Source organism: Psychrobacter nivimaris, assembly GCF_043419765.1.
GTDB lineage: Bacteria > Pseudomonadota > Gammaproteobacteria > Pseudomonadales > Moraxellaceae > Psychrobacter.
The window spans coordinates 261,622-276,858 of record NZ_JBHOFX010000004.1; the positions used below are offsets into that span (position 1 = coordinate 261,622).

The window sequence follows — 15,237 nt, forward strand, 5'->3', positions numbered from 1 at the left end:
ATTCTATTGATTGGTCCAATTGAGGCTTCGATTTAATCCAATCAAGACTCTAATTCCTGCACTAAACTTGCGAGCACACTTGTGGCAAAGCTACCCGTCGTCAAAGTAAAGTTTAATACTAGCGTCTGATCGTCCGACCATTCCCAGCTTAACGCCTCAATCGGTAGGCGTAGCGCTCGTCTTTGCGCTTTAATATCACGCTGCTCTAATCCAGTTGCTAGTTGCATAAGTAGGGGGCTGTGTTGTACTACCTCGGACTCTAAATCTGCAGCGCTACCGGTAACTTTATCGTTACCCGTGCCCCATAGCACAGCAGTTGGATGAATATCGCCACTGTCAATACGAGCATGCAACGTATCATCTAGTGTTTCACTAGTAAATATCGATCCTGAGCCATCTAAATTAAAAACCTCGCCTGCTAGGCCAGTGTTCCAGCTACCATCGCGTACCCGTGCTGCCAATATCTCATTAAATATCAAGCTACGGGCAGCAGACAATTCCATCGTATTTTGCTCGCGCGGGGCACGCTTACGTTTGCTCTTTTTTGGTTGCGGGCGAGGCTCTCGCGGTGGACGAGCAAACAGTGATAAAGCTTCTCTGACGTTATTACCCTGACGACCAAAACGCTGTGGACCAAAATAATTGGGTACACCATTTTCACCAATGCGTGTTAAATGCTGCTCGACGGCCTCTTTTGCAGATAGTAGTTGCTCAGGTGATACGTTATTTTCGTCATCAACATTTTCGTCACCAACGCTCGCAAACTGGATATCACGTAAAGTAATAACAAACTGATTGGCACGGTGCGTACCGCGATTGAGTTTTTTATTGTGCCAGTGCTGTGCAAGGATAGTGACAGTCTCATTTTCGCCGATGTCTACTGGTGCAAACTTAGTAGGCGGTAATTGTTTTTTTGGTATACGCAAACTGAACCATTGGGTCGTCAACGCGTGACGGTCTTTCAACCCTGAGTAGCCAACATCACGCAATGGAATGTCTGCCCACTCTGACAGTAGTTTCGCCAGATAAGCGGTATTCATGCCTGATTTTTCGATATGCAACCACAAATGCTCACCTTCACCAGTGAAATCTAATGGCAATAGCTCGTTAACGATAAAATCAGTCGTATTGGCTTTATAAGTCGCTTGCTGTATTGGCTGCAAACTTGGCTGTGGCAAATTTGCAGTATCTGTAATAGTGGCAACATCAATATGAGCTAGGTCAATTTGCTCACTGGCTGTTTGTTCATTAGCGTTTTGATCAATAGCTGTTGGATCAATAGTAGCAGCTTGGCTATCTAAACTGTCTTGAGCAGTAGTAGTTATTTCGTTTTGGTTGTCTTGAGAAGTCATAAGATCGTCTTATATTTTGTTTATTAATAATGATTAGAAGTAAAAAGAGTGCGGAAAGCAAAGTTGCATAATTACGTTTTGCAACGCAGCAAACATACAAAAAAACATCGTGTGCGAGGCGCTCTTGCTACTATCAATGCATAGCATATTAAAAATAATAGGATAAGTTGAATTTGTCTGGTTGGTTACGGTCATTTTCAACCTGCTGTCATCAGACATCATTATAACTGTTAAGGAAGCATTATGACCGACACAACGATCAACACAGTCACCATCAGTAAAGCGGATATCCCAAGCGGTGGTATGAAATCATATAAGCAAGAAGACGATAGTATCATTTTAATCACTCGCGATGACGATGAGTTCCGTGCATTCGATGGTAAATGCCCACATGCGGGTGCAGACTTGGGTAACGGATTACGCTGTGGCAATCGGGTAGTCTGTCCTTGGCATCATGCAACTTTTGATAGTCGCGATGGCACCCTATTAGAGCCGATAGCGACTAAAGGCTTGACCCAGTATGAGCTGACTCATGATGGTGATAATTTGAAAGTCGATACCTCAGCTCAGGTAACGGGGCAAGTCGAAAATGATAAATTAACTGACACTCATACCATTATCGTTGGTGGTGGCGGTGCAGGATTTATGACGGCCGACCAGTTGCGTCAGGGTGGCTATGGCGGCAAGATTACGTTGATTAGTAAAGAGGATAAGGCTCCTTACAATCGTCCTTTATTATCCAAAGCGTTTTTGGCAGGTAAGATGGACGAGGATAAGCTGCTATTGGGCGGTGCTGATTGGGCGAATAATAACAATATTGAGTTACGCCTCAACCAAACGGTTAGCGAAGTGCTACCCAATGAAGCGACCGTCGTCATCGAAGATCATGATGGCAATAGCGAGCGACAATCTGCAGATTTCTTGGTCGTCGCCACTGGCGCTAAACCAAATTTACCACCCATCACAGGTGCTGAGATAGATGGCGTATATACGCTACGCAGCATGAGTGATGCCAAATTAATTAAAGCGGCCAGTCATGACCAGCGTGTGGTGATTATTGGTACAGGTTTTATCGGTATGGAAACCGCTTCGGCGTTAGCACAAGCAGGCACGACAGCTTCTATTACGGTGATTGGGCAAGGTAGCCGCGTGATGGGCAAGATTGTCTCTGAAACGGTGAGTAACGCCTTAATTAAGTTACATAAAGAGAAGGGCATCAATTTTGTGTTTGACGCAACCGTCAATGAAATTACTAAGGTTGACCGTCAAGTGGACAAGGATGGAGATAATAATAATCAGGCTTTCTCAAATGTAGGCGGTGTCACGCTGGCGAATGGCGAGCATATTGATGCTGATATTGTGATACTGGGTACTGGCGTGTCTCCACGTACAGAGATATTGAGCGAAGTTAACGATCCAGATGGTGTACAAGTCGATACGCATCTACAGCTGCGCGATGGCGTCTATGCGCTGGGTGATATTGCAAAAGCTAGCAACCAAACGGGTCGCATGCGTATCGAGCATTGGCGCGTGGCGCTGCAGCATGGCATGGTTACAGCTGCTGCAATCCTAAGCGACGACAGTGTTGACTCATTAGAGGCGCGTATCCCTTTCTTTTGGACCATGCAATATGGTAAGAGCCTACGCTATAGCGGTCATGCCGAGACACCAGATCACAATATCCTATTTGGTACGCCAGACATGCATGATTATATCGAATACTACTTCGATGATGAAGGAGAGGATACACGAGCTAGTGCAGCAAGTACGCTTGGACGTGATAAAGAGTTGGTCGCTTTCTCTGAGCTGCTCCGCCGTGGTCATGCACCGACACGCGCTCAGCTTAATGCAGGGCTCGATATTATTGAGCAAGCGCATGCATTATCGCGCTAGTACTATAGACTGATAAGTATTAGTATCTGGCGCATGTCATCAATTAGAACATGAACACATTTAGTGGTCTTAAAATGGCTAAATTTGTGCTAAACATCGTCAGAAATCTTGCAAATATGTTCATATTAACGGCAATTTCTTCCTCGTTTATCTACAATTTTTCTCATTTTAAGCTGGACAATCTAATTAATGACATACCCCTAGACTGGCTTAGTAATCTAAGTCAGTTTTTTTATAGTTAAATCTATATAGATCCGCTACATCGTCATCCTTGTTAAGTATACTAATGTATCACTTGCACTCGGTTTTCTTGTATCGAAATTATTTGAATGCAACTATCCATAGACGGAAAAGGAAAAATTATAATATGAGCGAAAACAATATAAATAACAGCAATATAAAAACAGACCATTTTGATAAAGAGTCGGTATTTTTGCGTGAAGCGACATTGGATGATATTGGTGCACTTGAACAATTATTGAATTGCTGCTATCGCGAGACAGCAGGTTGGACCAATGAGGCCGATTTGATCGGTGGTATTCGAACTACATCAGCGGAGCTCGCTGCTGTTATCAATGATCCTAAGCACTATTATTTCGTTTATCCGAAAACCACAACGGGCAATCGTGAGGGAGATGAGACGGGTGAAATACTTGGCTGTATCGCTGTCGATATCAAAACGGATGCTTCCTCGAACAAAAAAGCCTATATCGGCATGTTTGCGGTACACCCTGTGCTACAAGGGAAGGGTGTCGGGAACGTGATTTTACAAGCAGCTGAGACTTTTGCAGATCGCCACTTACAGTCACTTAATCAGCCTAGCCGTCTGACTATGTCTATACTAAGTCATCGTCCTGAGCTTTTGGCTTACTATCAGCGCCGTGGTTATCAGTTCAATGGTAATAAAATGCCGTTTCCAAACGATGGCAATAATGGCGAGCCAAAGCGTGATGATTTGGAGCTATTAGAACTTGAAAAAATCGTTAGCTAATCAACTTGGCCCAGTAAAAAGCATTAAAAAATATTCTATCTAGCTCAACCCCAAAAATGTCCAAAGGTCATAAACAGACCAATACTCAGCAGCATAAATGCCACAATGATTAGGCGCTTGAACCAGTTAAATGCTGGCAAGCGCGTGGCATTATCATCCGACATTAGATAAGCGAACAAAAACAATAGGCTTGCTGCTAATGTCATGATACCAAGTCCAATCGGTAGTATAAATAAGTACACCTGCCACACAGTCATCTCTCAACGGTCAGTATTAATCGCATCATAACAGCAACAGGATTGCGCTGTCAGTATGCCTTACTTTAAATTTCTTAATGCAAATAATGATTAGAAAAATACAGTAGTCATCAGTGTAATATAAAAGTCATAAGAGCGTTTCATGCATACGAAGCTATATGCTTGCGTCACAACTGATAATAAAAAAGGACGCTCAAATGGCATCCTTTTTTATAATAGTTAAGAATAAGAGAAATGTTAAACAGTGAGCTTAACGCATCGTCACAAACTCTTCTGAGCCAGTTGGATGAATGGCAACGGTATTATCAAAGTCAGCCTTAGTCGCGCCCATTTTAATCGCAACGGCAAAACCCTGAATCATCTCATCGACGCCAAAACCAATGCCATGCAGACCAATGACTTTTTCGTCATCGCCCAAGCATACTAGCTTCATGGTGCATTTTTGACGATGTTGAGTGACCGCGCTATACATATCGGTAAAGCTTGAGGTATAACACTTGATGTTTTCTTTGCCATAGCGTTCTACCGCGTCGATTTCAGACAGGCCAATCGTACCGATAGCTGGATGAGTGAAGATTACCGTCGGTATCAATGTATAGTCTAAGTGCTCATTAGGTTTGTTGTTAAACAAACGCTCAGATAAGCGGCGACCAGCGGCAATCGCTACAGGCGTTAGATCTACGCTGTTTTCGATGATATCACCGACTGCATAAATACCATCGACATTGGTATTTTGGAACTGATCGACTTTGATTTTACCCGTCTCAGTCGTCTCGACCCCTGTCACTTGCAGATTGATACCGTCTGTTGATGGCGCACGACCAATCGCCCAAATCAAGCAATCAACAGTGTCGATACAGTCTTCACCGCCATCGTTAGTGGTTAAATCGAGGCTGTCATCGTCATTTTTATTGACTTCACTGATCACCGTATTGGTGTGTAACTTGATGCCAGCTTGTTCCATTTCTATCAGCAAAGTCTCTACGATAGTATGGTCAAACGTACGTAGTGGCGAGTGTTTGCGTACATACAAATGCACTTCGGCACCCAGACTGTTTAACACGCCTGCGATCTCGACAGCGATATATCCTGCACCTACAATCGCCACACGTTTTGGCAAATGATTCAACGCAAAAAAGCCGTCAGAGTCGATGCCGTATTCTGCGCCTTTGATATCTGGCTGAATAGGATGACCGCCCGTAGCAATCAAAATATGGTCTGCGGTAATCAGCTCGCCATTTACTTCTACGGTATTGGTATCGACAAACTTAGCAAAGCCTTTGATCACTTCGACGCCGTTTTTGGCCAAGTTATTGTCATAAGCGCGGTGAATGTTTTCGATGTATTGTTGGCGGCTCTGTACCAGCTTTTGAAAGTCAAAACCTTTAACATCGACATCAAAACCATAGTCTGGTGCATATTTGTGGATAGCTTCAGCGACTTGCGCGCCATACCACATTACTTTTTTGGGAACACAGCCCAAATTCACACAAGTGCCGCCCAGTTGGTTGGCTTCGATAATTGCGCATTTTTTGCCATAACTGGCTGCACGGTTGAGTGAGGCGATGCCGCCGCTGCCGCCGCCAATAGAGATATAGTCATAATGTTTGGTCATAATTCGGTCTCTTTATTAAGTTGTTATTGGTGCTGTTTCTGACTCTACTGTAATGGGTCTTATCATCCATCTTACAAGTTTTTTATGGTTAGCGTATGTTGAATCGCTTGATTATAAACGGTGGTTGGTTAAGAAATGCCTAGCATTTAGATATTTAAATCTACCTAGACCTGCTTATACAATAGGGCGACGTCTATAAAATAACAGCCCAGGGATAGACAAACCAAGCACCAATCCTGAGGTCACAAATAACGCTTCAAACAAGTACACCATCATTTGGCTAAATAACTCATCTGAAAAACCAAAGTAACCAATCTGCACCATACTGACCATCGCCTTATAAGCGGCGATACCAGGCATCATACAGATAACGCTAGGCGAGATGAGCGCTTTGGGCGGTAGAGTATATTTCTTAGAAAAGTACACACCCAAAAAGCTGGCAAGCATTGCGCCAAAAAAGCTAGCAACCACGATATGGATATGCTGATAAACGAGTGCTGTCTTCAACCCAAAGCCAAAAGCCGTCATCAGTAAACAAGGCAATATATAGCGTTTGGGTACGCTAAACATCAGCGTCCAACCAAGGGTGATGATACAAGACAGTATGACGGTTTTGATAAACCACATCTTAAAACCCCCAATGCTGTATGCGAAGTAAAACCAGCGCCATCACGATACCGACGCATGCGGACAAGGTGAGCATATAGGTAAAAACCGCACGCCCAACGCCAATATTGACATAGCCTTTTAGGATATCGGACAAAGAGTTAATCAAAGGAAAGCTAGGTACCAATAGCAGCACGCTAGATGCGACGGCGATATCGGCATTATTGCCAATATCAAAATAGTAGGTCGTCGCGCCAATGAGCGAGGCAATAAAAGCCGTCACAATGACCGTGATAAAAGGGTTAAAGTGATGCTTGGATAGATAGATACGGGTAAACATCGCTACCATGCCAGCGATGAATGTCACCGCCGTAATCGACCAACTACCGCCATTCAAATAAGCAAAAGCCGCACAAGATGCACCCACAAATAGACTGACGAGCCACGTTGGATATACGGTCTTATCCAACTCATCAAAGGCAAGGGTAGTGCGGTCAATCAAGTCATTATGATCGACAGTGGCTTCGGTCTTGTTGACGATTTGCTGGATTTGTACCAATAGATTGACATTGATGCTCTGATTGATCGTATCTCTGGTAGTAGTGATACAGCGCTCGTCACAGATAGTCGTCAGGGTAATGGCGTTAAAGTTCAGCGAACATTCGACGCTGTTCATTCCCAAGGCAAGACCCAAGCGTTTGGACAAGTCCACCACCACGGCAGACTCAGCGCCATACTGCATAAGGAGTAATCCGCAGCGTACACATAGTCGAGTAATGCGCTGCTGCTTTACGTAGCTGATAGAGGTCATGGGTGAGATACGCAGGTTGGTTGGTATTGATACGCTATTATAAAGGGTATAGGTGCTGACGCGCAGACAATATCAGTCATTATCGAATATTATGTTGGCTGCTATTATAAAAATTTTTGGCAAGGAGCATAAAATGCATATCGCTATTTTGACATTGACATTTTCATTGCCGGGCTGCAGCTCGCTAAAAGAAAAACGCCAACGTATGGGTGGCTTACATGCGCGCTTTGGCAATGCGCCAAGCGTCGCAGTATGTGAGAGCGACGAGCGTGATCGGCATGATGCCAGCGAGTGGACGTTTGTGATCGTTGGACTGTCTAAACATGAGGTCGAGTCGCAATGTAGTCAAATTGAGGAAAAGCTAGAACGTACGGTGGATGCAAGGGTGATGAATGTTGAGAGGGAGTTTGTTTAGGATTTGTTCTAATTATAAGGCTTAATCTACTTGATATATAAATTATAATGCACTATGTTTTAGTGATAAATTTCGATACGAAATATAATTATTACAAATGGATTTTGGGAGTAATTATGAGTAAGAAGTATAAGACACTATACGATTTATTAGGTATGAATAATACTTCATTAAAAGTTAATAGTAACACTATCCAAGATCTAAATAATCAGTTGCAATGTTCACTAAAAGTTGAGCCAAAAGATAATTTTCTCACGTTTAAAGCGCAACTTATTTCATTTCTTAGGGAATATTATCCTGAAGAACTTATCGTTGCAATTAATATTGTAGAGATATGGCCACCTAATATATCAGCCACATTCAAACAGTCTATTCTATTAAATACCTTTCTAAGCATTCCCGAGAAAAAATTTAAGTGTAATAAGACTATTAAAACATATGAAGAGTTTGAACGATTTACTGAATATTTGATAACTATCTTCCCAGATTTTCCAATGATGGAAGATTATGTGCCAGAAATAGATTGGGGGGAAGTAAAGTTTGAATTAGATAATCAGCTTTATAACATATTTTATGGTGGGGTAATTGAGAGAGTCCCTGATTTTATACATGCTTTTTTAATTGTACACGGTGATAAACCTGACGCCCTAGAAGCTATATTGTGTGTATTACAGGTTCAAGATTACGTTATAAATCAACTCAAACATATAATAGAAGTGCCAAAATCTATAGATAGTGGGTACTTAGAGGTTCCAAGTATTCAGTTCTGGACTGAATGTAGAAAGGTGCTTGCGAATTTAGACGAACATATCAAAGATGTACCTAATATACTTTCTATAGTACTAGGTAAAGAAAGTACTTACTCAAATCTTAATGAATTTAGTAGTGCATTTATGCAGTCGAAAGTGAACCAAAACATATTCGTTCAGATATTAGGAAAATACTATCCTTTCTCAATCCGCAATTGTGCATCTGTCGTCATAGATAAGTTTTCTAAAAAACCAACTGATGTTAAAAACGTCTCATTTCGCTTACTAGAATTTATTAACCGTAGGGTTAACACCAGTAGTGAACAGCCCTTAATACTATTTGACTCTAACCAACTATATTCGACAATCGTAACCGCTGTTCTGCATGCTCAAAACCAATTCTACTTTATAATTATATTAGATGATGACGAAGATACAGCAGAGGTTTTCGAGAGTAATTTACAAAAAGCGCTTAAAAGTGATTACTGGGGATTTAAAAGGATAAATTCACCTTATGCATTTAATATTAAGAATGAAGATGAGGAATTAGTATCTAGAGAAAAAATAGAAATATTATATGTAACAGGTGGTGTAACCACAGCCATGGGTATGCATAAAATCCCAAAGTATGGCAAAGTATTCCCATTTTCTGAATTTATTTCAATATTCGATAGTATCGAAACAATGGATGAATTTGTAGATTTCTTAAGTTTTGTAGAAGAATATAAGAAGAGCATGTTTTCTCCGATAAGTTCTTTGGCAGATAAATTCGGTTCCTTTAAGGATTCAAATGGAATTTTAGAAAAAGGTGCTATTACCTACGATGTCATTGCCCTAGATCCTCACACTGGTTCTAACTGGCGATATAAGTACTTAACTAGCTACTGGAAAGACTTAAGCGTCAGTTTTCCTGATGAAAAGACTAAATGGATACCTAAAAAGTCTTACGACAATATTCAGTTTTTAGGTGCTCGTGATGGTACTAAATACAGTTGGTCAACTAAAATTGAAAGAACTAATATACATTTTGTAGTTCAAGTAGAGGAGTTTATATATTTGCCTCAAGTAAACGGTAGAATGCTCGATTTTTTTGCTGAGAGTGCTACCGATGCTCTATCACAGAGACGAGAGATTCTTTCGCAACTTGATGTTATTCAACAGTATCATACCGTTATTTTTGAATGTGAGTTAAATAAGGAGTATTTAATTAATGATAAGGGTGAAGTTGCACCTATCAATGTTAATTTCTTCGACAGTTTAGTTTGGGAGGTTCATCAAAATGATAATTGTAGTAAAGGACGCCTAACTGTTAGTTTGTCTATCAATATCATAGCTATGAAAAATGAATTGGATAAGTCTATTAATAGCGAATTTCAAGGAAGGCTAACTAAAAAACTATTAGAGATTATTTATATAAATAATAGTGCTTATATCTCAGAGTCAACTAGCGAGCTGTTGAAGAAGTCTTATGAAAATAATATTAGAGTATCTTTGGGCTCTAGAAGTAGAGAGTTCGACTCATTAGAAAGCTTCCATAGTTTGCCTAAACCTGAACATTATATAACTGCTAGAAAGGAATTAGCTAAAATAATAAGGGATACAGGCTATGAGAAAAAACGTTATGAGCTGAATTCTGCTAAAAAAGTAATAAATGATATTGCATCAAAATATTTAGCTAAATTGCAAGAGGTAATAGCAATCTATGACAAGTACCAATTAATAATTGATGTCTTAAATAACTATGATTCATATATATATTACAAATATAATAATAGTTATCGCGCAATGCAAAGCCTAGAGCATGAGGTAGCTTTTGATAGAGAGGAATCTGTATATGAACTTCAAAGTAGTTTTGCTAAAAACAGTAATGATCTTAGATATCTTCTTGAAAGATTAATAGCAAACAAATTTAGTGGTGTTAAGAAGCCTTTGCAAGACGATATGTTATTAATAGTAGCCTATGTTGATTGGTTGATGACTTTATACTCTGCTAGTGAGGTAATTCATCATGGTATTGATGTTGGTGGTATTGAGATAGATAGCGAATATATCCCACAGGTATTTTTTTCTGATAATTTTGAAGACTTCGACCATGAGTTTGGTCTTGAGCAAGCAAGAAATAACTTAGGTATAGATATCAATGAGGATGACTCAGTAACAGGTTTAATTACTGAGGACTTACTTGATAAGCTCAACTTAGCTTTTAAAGATGATTTAGGCTTCTCTTTTATGACTCTTGCTATAGTATTGGATGTTCTTCAAAGTTGGGCAGATATAACTAAAATTAAATTAGCTAACCATTACTGTGCATCTTTAGAAGAAGTTATCAATGTGTGTTTTAAGACGATATATGAACTTAAAGATTCAATTAATGTCTCAAAATTAGAGATAACAAAAGCAATTAAATTTTTAATTTTAAACCCTAACAGAGTTCTAAAAAAGCTTGATTCCGAAACAGAAGAGTTTGATGTACCTGTTCTAGAGTACAACAAGAGAGATCAACGCTTAAACATTAGACCTCTCATTAGCTTAGACAATAGTGTTATATGGAGTGCAGGGTGTGCTTATCGTACAAGAGGTATATGGCTAGATAGAATCAATGAAGGGCGTCTTCCTGCTAACTTTTCTTGGGGATCAGTTAATACAGTAGTAGATAGTCTCAAAGTTGATATTGAGAAGGAACTTGAAAAGACTACTTTTAAAGTTTTCAACCGTCATTATGGTTCTGGCTTTTGTCATCATGGTATAGACTTTAAAAGACGCTTTAAAAAAGAAGGCTTTGACGATGTTGGTGACTATGATGTTCTAGTTTATATTCCAAAATCAAATACATGGATTATGGTAGAATGTAAATATAATCAAACACCTTATTGTTTGCAAGATATGAAGCGACTGAGAGAAAAGGTTTTCGGGAGTGGGAAGAAAACTCATATACCTAAGATAATGAAGAGATATGAATTTCTTGAAAAAAACCATAATAAAATTTGTGAGTTATTAGGCTATCTAGATCATTTAAATAGTTCACCAAATATTGTTATGTTATATGTTACTAGAGAAATTTATTGGATTCATAGACGACCTCCTTATCCTATAGACATACAGTTTGTTCAAATAGATAAACTAGATAGTTGGTTAACTAAAAATAAAGATGAATGGGAAAATAAAAGCTCATTGTAGTTTACACTGCTAATTTTGCTTTGCATAAAGTAGTGGAGAGTAGCGATTAGTCATAACAACCAAAATCCCAACCAACAAAAAAGGCCACCCTATAAAGAGTGACCTTTTATCAATCATGACTAACGGTATTAGCTGACTTCTTTCATACCTTGCTCAAGCATTGGCTTTAAGAATATACCCGTGTATGACTCTTTGACTTCTGCCACTTCCTCAGGCGTACCCTCAGCGATGATCATACCACCACCTTTACCACCTTCAGGGCCTAAGTCGATCACCCAGTCTGCCGTTTTGATAACATCCAAATTGTGCTCGATGACCACGATGGTATTACCTTTATCGCGTAGGGCATGCAGGATATTGAGCAGCTTATCGATATCATGGAAATGCAAACCAGTGGTTGGTTCATCCAAGATATACAGCGTCTGTCCCGTATCACGTTTGGCAAGCTCACGCGCCAGTTTGACACGTTGCGCCTCACCACCTGATAGTGTTGGCGCAGACTGACCCAAGCGAATGTAGCTCAGACCGACATCCATCAATGCTTGCAGACGACGATAAATCGCTGGAATGGCTGAGAAGAACTCAACGGCATCTTCAACGGTCATATCAAGCACATCAGCGATGGTTTTGCCTTTATAGTGAATCTCTAAGGTCTCGCGGTTGTAGCGCTTGCCTTCACAGGTATCACACGGCACATACATATCAGGCAAGAAATGCATCTCAACTTTGATGAGACCATCACCTTGACACATCTCACAGCGTCCGCCTTTTACATTGAAACTAAAGCGACCAGGCTTGTAACCACGAGCACGCGCTTCTTGCGTCTGGGCAAACATCTCACGCACAGGGGTAAACACACCCGTATAAGTTGCTGGGTTTGAGCGAGGTGTACGACCAATTGGACTTTGATCAATATCGACCATTTTGTCCAAATGTTCAAGACCGCTAATGCTCTCAAACTTATCGGCAATCAGTGTCGAGGCATTGTTTAACTGAGTCGCTGCCAATGGCATAAGGGTACGGTTAATCAAGGTTGATTTACCCGAACCTGAGACACCCGTCACACAAGTCATGATACCAACAGGAATGGTCAAATCTACATCATGTAGGTTGTTGCCTGACGCGCCTTTTAGCTCGATGGTCATCGGTACTTTTTTGGCTTTGGCCTTACCTTTGACTTCCACATCGATGGTTTTGGCTTTATGACGCACAGTTGGAATCTCGATTTTCTTCTTACCAGACATATATTGTCCAGTGAGCGATTCTTTATTTGCCATGATGTCATCGACCGTACCTTGGGCGATCACGTGGCCACCATGTACGCCTGCACCGATGCCGATATCGATGACGTGATCTGCTTGGCGAATCGCATCTTCATCATGCTCAACGACCAGTACCGTATTACCCAAATCACGCAAGCGCGTTAGGGTTTTTAGCAGACGATCATTGTCACGCTGATGCAGACCGATTGACGGCTCATCAAGTACATACATGACGCCCATCAGACCAGCACCGATTTGGCTAGCCAAACGAATACGCTGCGCTTCACCGCCCGATAGTGTCTCGGCAGAGCGAGCAAGGGTCAGATAATCCAGTCCGACGCTGACGAGGAAGTTTAAGCGCTCATTAATCTCTTTAAAGATTTTTTCTGCGACTTCGCCTTTGTGACCGCCAATTTTTAGCGTTTTATAATAGTCCGCCGCATCACCGATAGACAGCTTAACGATTTCTGCAATGGTCTGATCATCAACACGGACGTTACGTGAGATTTCATTCAGGCGCGCGCCGTCACAGACGTTACAAGTGGTATCTGCGAGATATTTAGCTAACTCATCACGGACAAGGTTACTTTGCGTCTTGGCATAACGACGCTCTAGGTAGGGAAGCACACCTTCAAATGGTACAGTCTTATTTGTTTTGCGACCGCGCTCATCGGTAAAGTTAAAGGTGAGCTTTTCTTTACCAGAGCCTTGCATGATTAGGTCTTGCTGCTCTTTTGACAGATCTTGCCATGGTGCATCCATATCGATTTTGAAATGCTTACATACCGTGCTAAGCAAACCAAAATAGTACGCATGACGTTTGTCCCAACCGTTGATTGCGCCTTGGTTAAGTGACTTCTCATGATGAGTAATCAGTTTTTCAGCGGCAAAATATTGACGTTTACCGAGACCATCACAGCTTGGGCATGCGCCATATGGATTGTTGAAACTGAACATGCGTGGCTCAAGCTCAGGCACCGCACGATCACAGACAGGGCATGAATGCTTGGCTGACATCACTTGATTTTCGTCGCCGCCCTCTTTTGGATTACCATCCATAAAGTGTAGCGTGACCAGTCCTTGACCTAAGCGTAGCGCTGTTTCTAAGCTCTCAGCGACACGGTTGCCCAAGTCATCACGGACTTTAAAGCGATCAACCACCACTTCGATAGTATGTTTTTTCTTTTTATCCAGAGTCGGTAGCTCATCGGTATCATAGACATCACCGTCGACGCGCACACGGACAAAACCTTGACCAATCAGCTGCTCAAGCAAAACGGTATGCTCACCTTTACGCTCACGAATCACCGGTGCCAAGATCATAATCTTGGTGTCATCTGGCAATGCCATGACCTGATCGACCATCTCAGTGACCGACTGCGCGACCATTGGCTCACCATGCTCAGGGCAATATGGTGTACCGATGCGTGCATAGAGCAGACGCAGATAGTCATAAATTTCGGTAATCGTACCGACGGTCGAGCGTGGGTTATGGTTGGTTGATTTTTGCTCAATAGCAATCGCAGGGGATAGACCCTCGATACTATCGACGTCAGGTTTCTCCATTTGCGAGAGGAACTGACGCGCGTAGGCCGATAAACTCTCGACATAACGACGTTGCCCTTCGGCATATAGCGTGTCAAATGCCAATGAAGATTTACCAGAGCCAGATAGGCCAGTGATTACCACGAATTTATCTCGTGGAATGTCTAAATCGATGTTTTTTAAATTATGAGTACGTGCGCCGCGTATTGCGATATGGTCATGTGCCATCGGTTACAGGTTTCCTATTTGCTAAAAGGGGATTGGGAAATATCTCAAGCTAAAAAGTAAATACAGATCAGTAAAGTGGTTGGTTAAAACGTGAATAATTCTAAATTTATGATGTTGTTATAAGTAGTGTTTTTATAAAAGGTATCGTTATAAACAAAACAGTCGTTATGAACAGTGTCGTTATAAAAGGTACATATATTGATAAGGTAAAAGTTAAGCCAGCCTAGTTATTCATTTTCTATTGTTGTTTGGCTTTGTATTGCTTATCGCTCCTACGACTATTTGTTATAGGACTAAGCAAATCTAAATCAAATCAGTGTTAAGTAACAGGCATCG

The 15,237-nt window shown here is 41.2% G+C and carries 10 protein-coding genes; 4 read left to right on the forward strand and 6 right to left on the reverse strand.

Features of this window, described 5'->3' with window-relative positions:
* Nucleotides 1-41 precede the first annotated feature (41 nt).
* Nucleotides 42-1,352, reverse strand: coding sequence for a tRNA pseudouridine(13) synthase TruD (truD, locus tag ACHEVO_RS10595; protein ID WP_394124877.1), 1,311 nt, complete (start codon nt 1,350-1,352; stop codon nt 42-44).
* 243 nt (nt 1,353-1,595) lie between these two features.
* Here truD and ACHEVO_RS10600 point away from each other — a divergent pair, with 243 nt between their 5' ends.
* Both ACHEVO_RS10600 and ACHEVO_RS10605 read left to right on the forward strand, forming a co-directional pair.
* A complete protein-coding gene (locus tag ACHEVO_RS10600) occupies nt 1,596-3,245 on the forward strand; it encodes an FAD-dependent oxidoreductase (protein ID WP_394124878.1) in 1,650 nt (549 codons plus the stop codon).
* 367 nt (nt 3,246-3,612) lie between these two features.
* A complete protein-coding gene (locus tag ACHEVO_RS10605) occupies nt 3,613-4,236 on the forward strand; it encodes a GNAT family N-acetyltransferase (protein ID WP_394124879.1) in 624 nt (207 codons plus the stop codon).
* A gap of 44 nt (nt 4,237-4,280) precedes the next feature.
* Here the strand turns inward: ACHEVO_RS10605 and ACHEVO_RS10610 are convergent, their stop codons facing one another.
* The 4 genes from ACHEVO_RS10610 to ACHEVO_RS10625 all read right to left on the reverse strand — a co-directional run bounded on the left by ACHEVO_RS10610 (nt 4,281) and on the right by ACHEVO_RS10625 (nt 7,525).
* Nucleotides 4,281-4,478: a hypothetical protein gene (locus tag ACHEVO_RS10610; protein ID WP_240990986.1), complete on the reverse strand. Its 198-nt coding sequence runs from the start codon at nt 4,476-4,478 to the stop codon at nt 4,281-4,283.
* Between the two features lie 265 nt (nt 4,479-4,743).
* Entirely contained in the window at nt 4,744-6,108 is a 1,365-nt protein-coding gene (gorA, locus tag ACHEVO_RS10615) for a glutathione-disulfide reductase (RefSeq protein WP_394124880.1), read from the reverse strand.
* Nucleotides 6,109-6,282: 174 nt separating this feature from the next.
* Nucleotides 6,283-6,735, reverse strand: a complete 453-nt coding sequence (locus ACHEVO_RS10620) for a threonine/serine exporter family protein (RefSeq protein ID WP_101205820.1) — start codon at nt 6,733-6,735, stop codon at nt 6,283-6,285.
* A 1-nt stretch (nt 6,736) separates the two neighbouring features.
* A complete protein-coding gene (locus ACHEVO_RS10625; protein ID WP_102090334.1) occupies nt 6,737-7,525 on the reverse strand; it encodes a threonine/serine exporter family protein in 789 nt (262 codons plus the stop codon).
* 133 nt (nt 7,526-7,658) lie between these two features.
* On the opposite strand from ACHEVO_RS10625, the gene ACHEVO_RS10630 reads away from it, so the two are divergent.
* Both ACHEVO_RS10630 and ACHEVO_RS10635 read left to right on the forward strand, forming a co-directional pair.
* On the forward strand, nt 7,659-7,940 hold the full coding sequence (locus tag ACHEVO_RS10630; RefSeq protein ID WP_394124881.1) for a DUF503 domain-containing protein: 282 nt from the start codon (nt 7,659-7,661) through the stop codon (nt 7,938-7,940).
* Between the two features lie 116 nt (nt 7,941-8,056).
* The gene (locus ACHEVO_RS10635; protein WP_394124882.1) at nt 8,057-11,866 is read left to right on the forward strand and encodes a hypothetical protein; all 3,810 of its coding nucleotides are present in this window, start codon (nt 8,057-8,059) and stop codon (nt 11,864-11,866) included.
* A gap of 128 nt (nt 11,867-11,994) precedes the next feature.
* On the opposite strand, the gene uvrA is transcribed toward ACHEVO_RS10635, so the two are convergent.
* On the reverse strand, nt 11,995-14,901 hold the full coding sequence (gene uvrA / locus ACHEVO_RS10640) for an excinuclease ABC subunit UvrA (protein WP_394124883.1): 2,907 nt from the start codon (nt 14,899-14,901) through the stop codon (nt 11,995-11,997).
* Nucleotides 14,902-15,237: the final 336 nt, after the last annotated feature.

Bases quoted from the DNA above. Each gene is read 5' to 3' on its own strand.
- truD (WP_394124877.1), bottom strand. From the start codon at position 1,352: ATGACTTCTCAAGACAACCAAAACGAAATAACTACTACTGCTCAAGAC.
- ACHEVO_RS10600 (WP_394124878.1), top strand. From the start codon at position 1,596: ATGACCGACACAACGATCAACACAGTCACCATCAGTAAAGCGGATATC.
- ACHEVO_RS10605 (WP_394124879.1), top strand. From the start codon at position 3,613: ATGAGCGAAAACAATATAAATAACAGCAATATAAAAACAGACCATTTT.
- gorA (WP_394124880.1), bottom strand. From the start codon at position 6,108: ATGACCAAACATTATGACTATATCTCTATTGGCGGCGGCAGCGGCGGC.
- ACHEVO_RS10620 (WP_101205820.1), bottom strand. From the start codon at position 6,735: ATGTGGTTTATCAAAACCGTCATACTGTCTTGTATCATCACCCTTGGT.
- ACHEVO_RS10625 (WP_102090334.1), bottom strand. From the start codon at position 7,525: ATGACCTCTATCAGCTACGTAAAGCAGCAGCGCATTACTCGACTATGT.
- ACHEVO_RS10630 (WP_394124881.1), top strand. From the start codon at position 7,659: ATGCATATCGCTATTTTGACATTGACATTTTCATTGCCGGGCTGCAGC.
- ACHEVO_RS10635 (WP_394124882.1), top strand. From the start codon at position 8,057: ATGAGTAAGAAGTATAAGACACTATACGATTTATTAGGTATGAATAAT.
- uvrA (WP_394124883.1), bottom strand. From the start codon at position 14,901: ATGGCACATGACCATATCGCAATACGCGGCGCACGTACTCATAATTTA.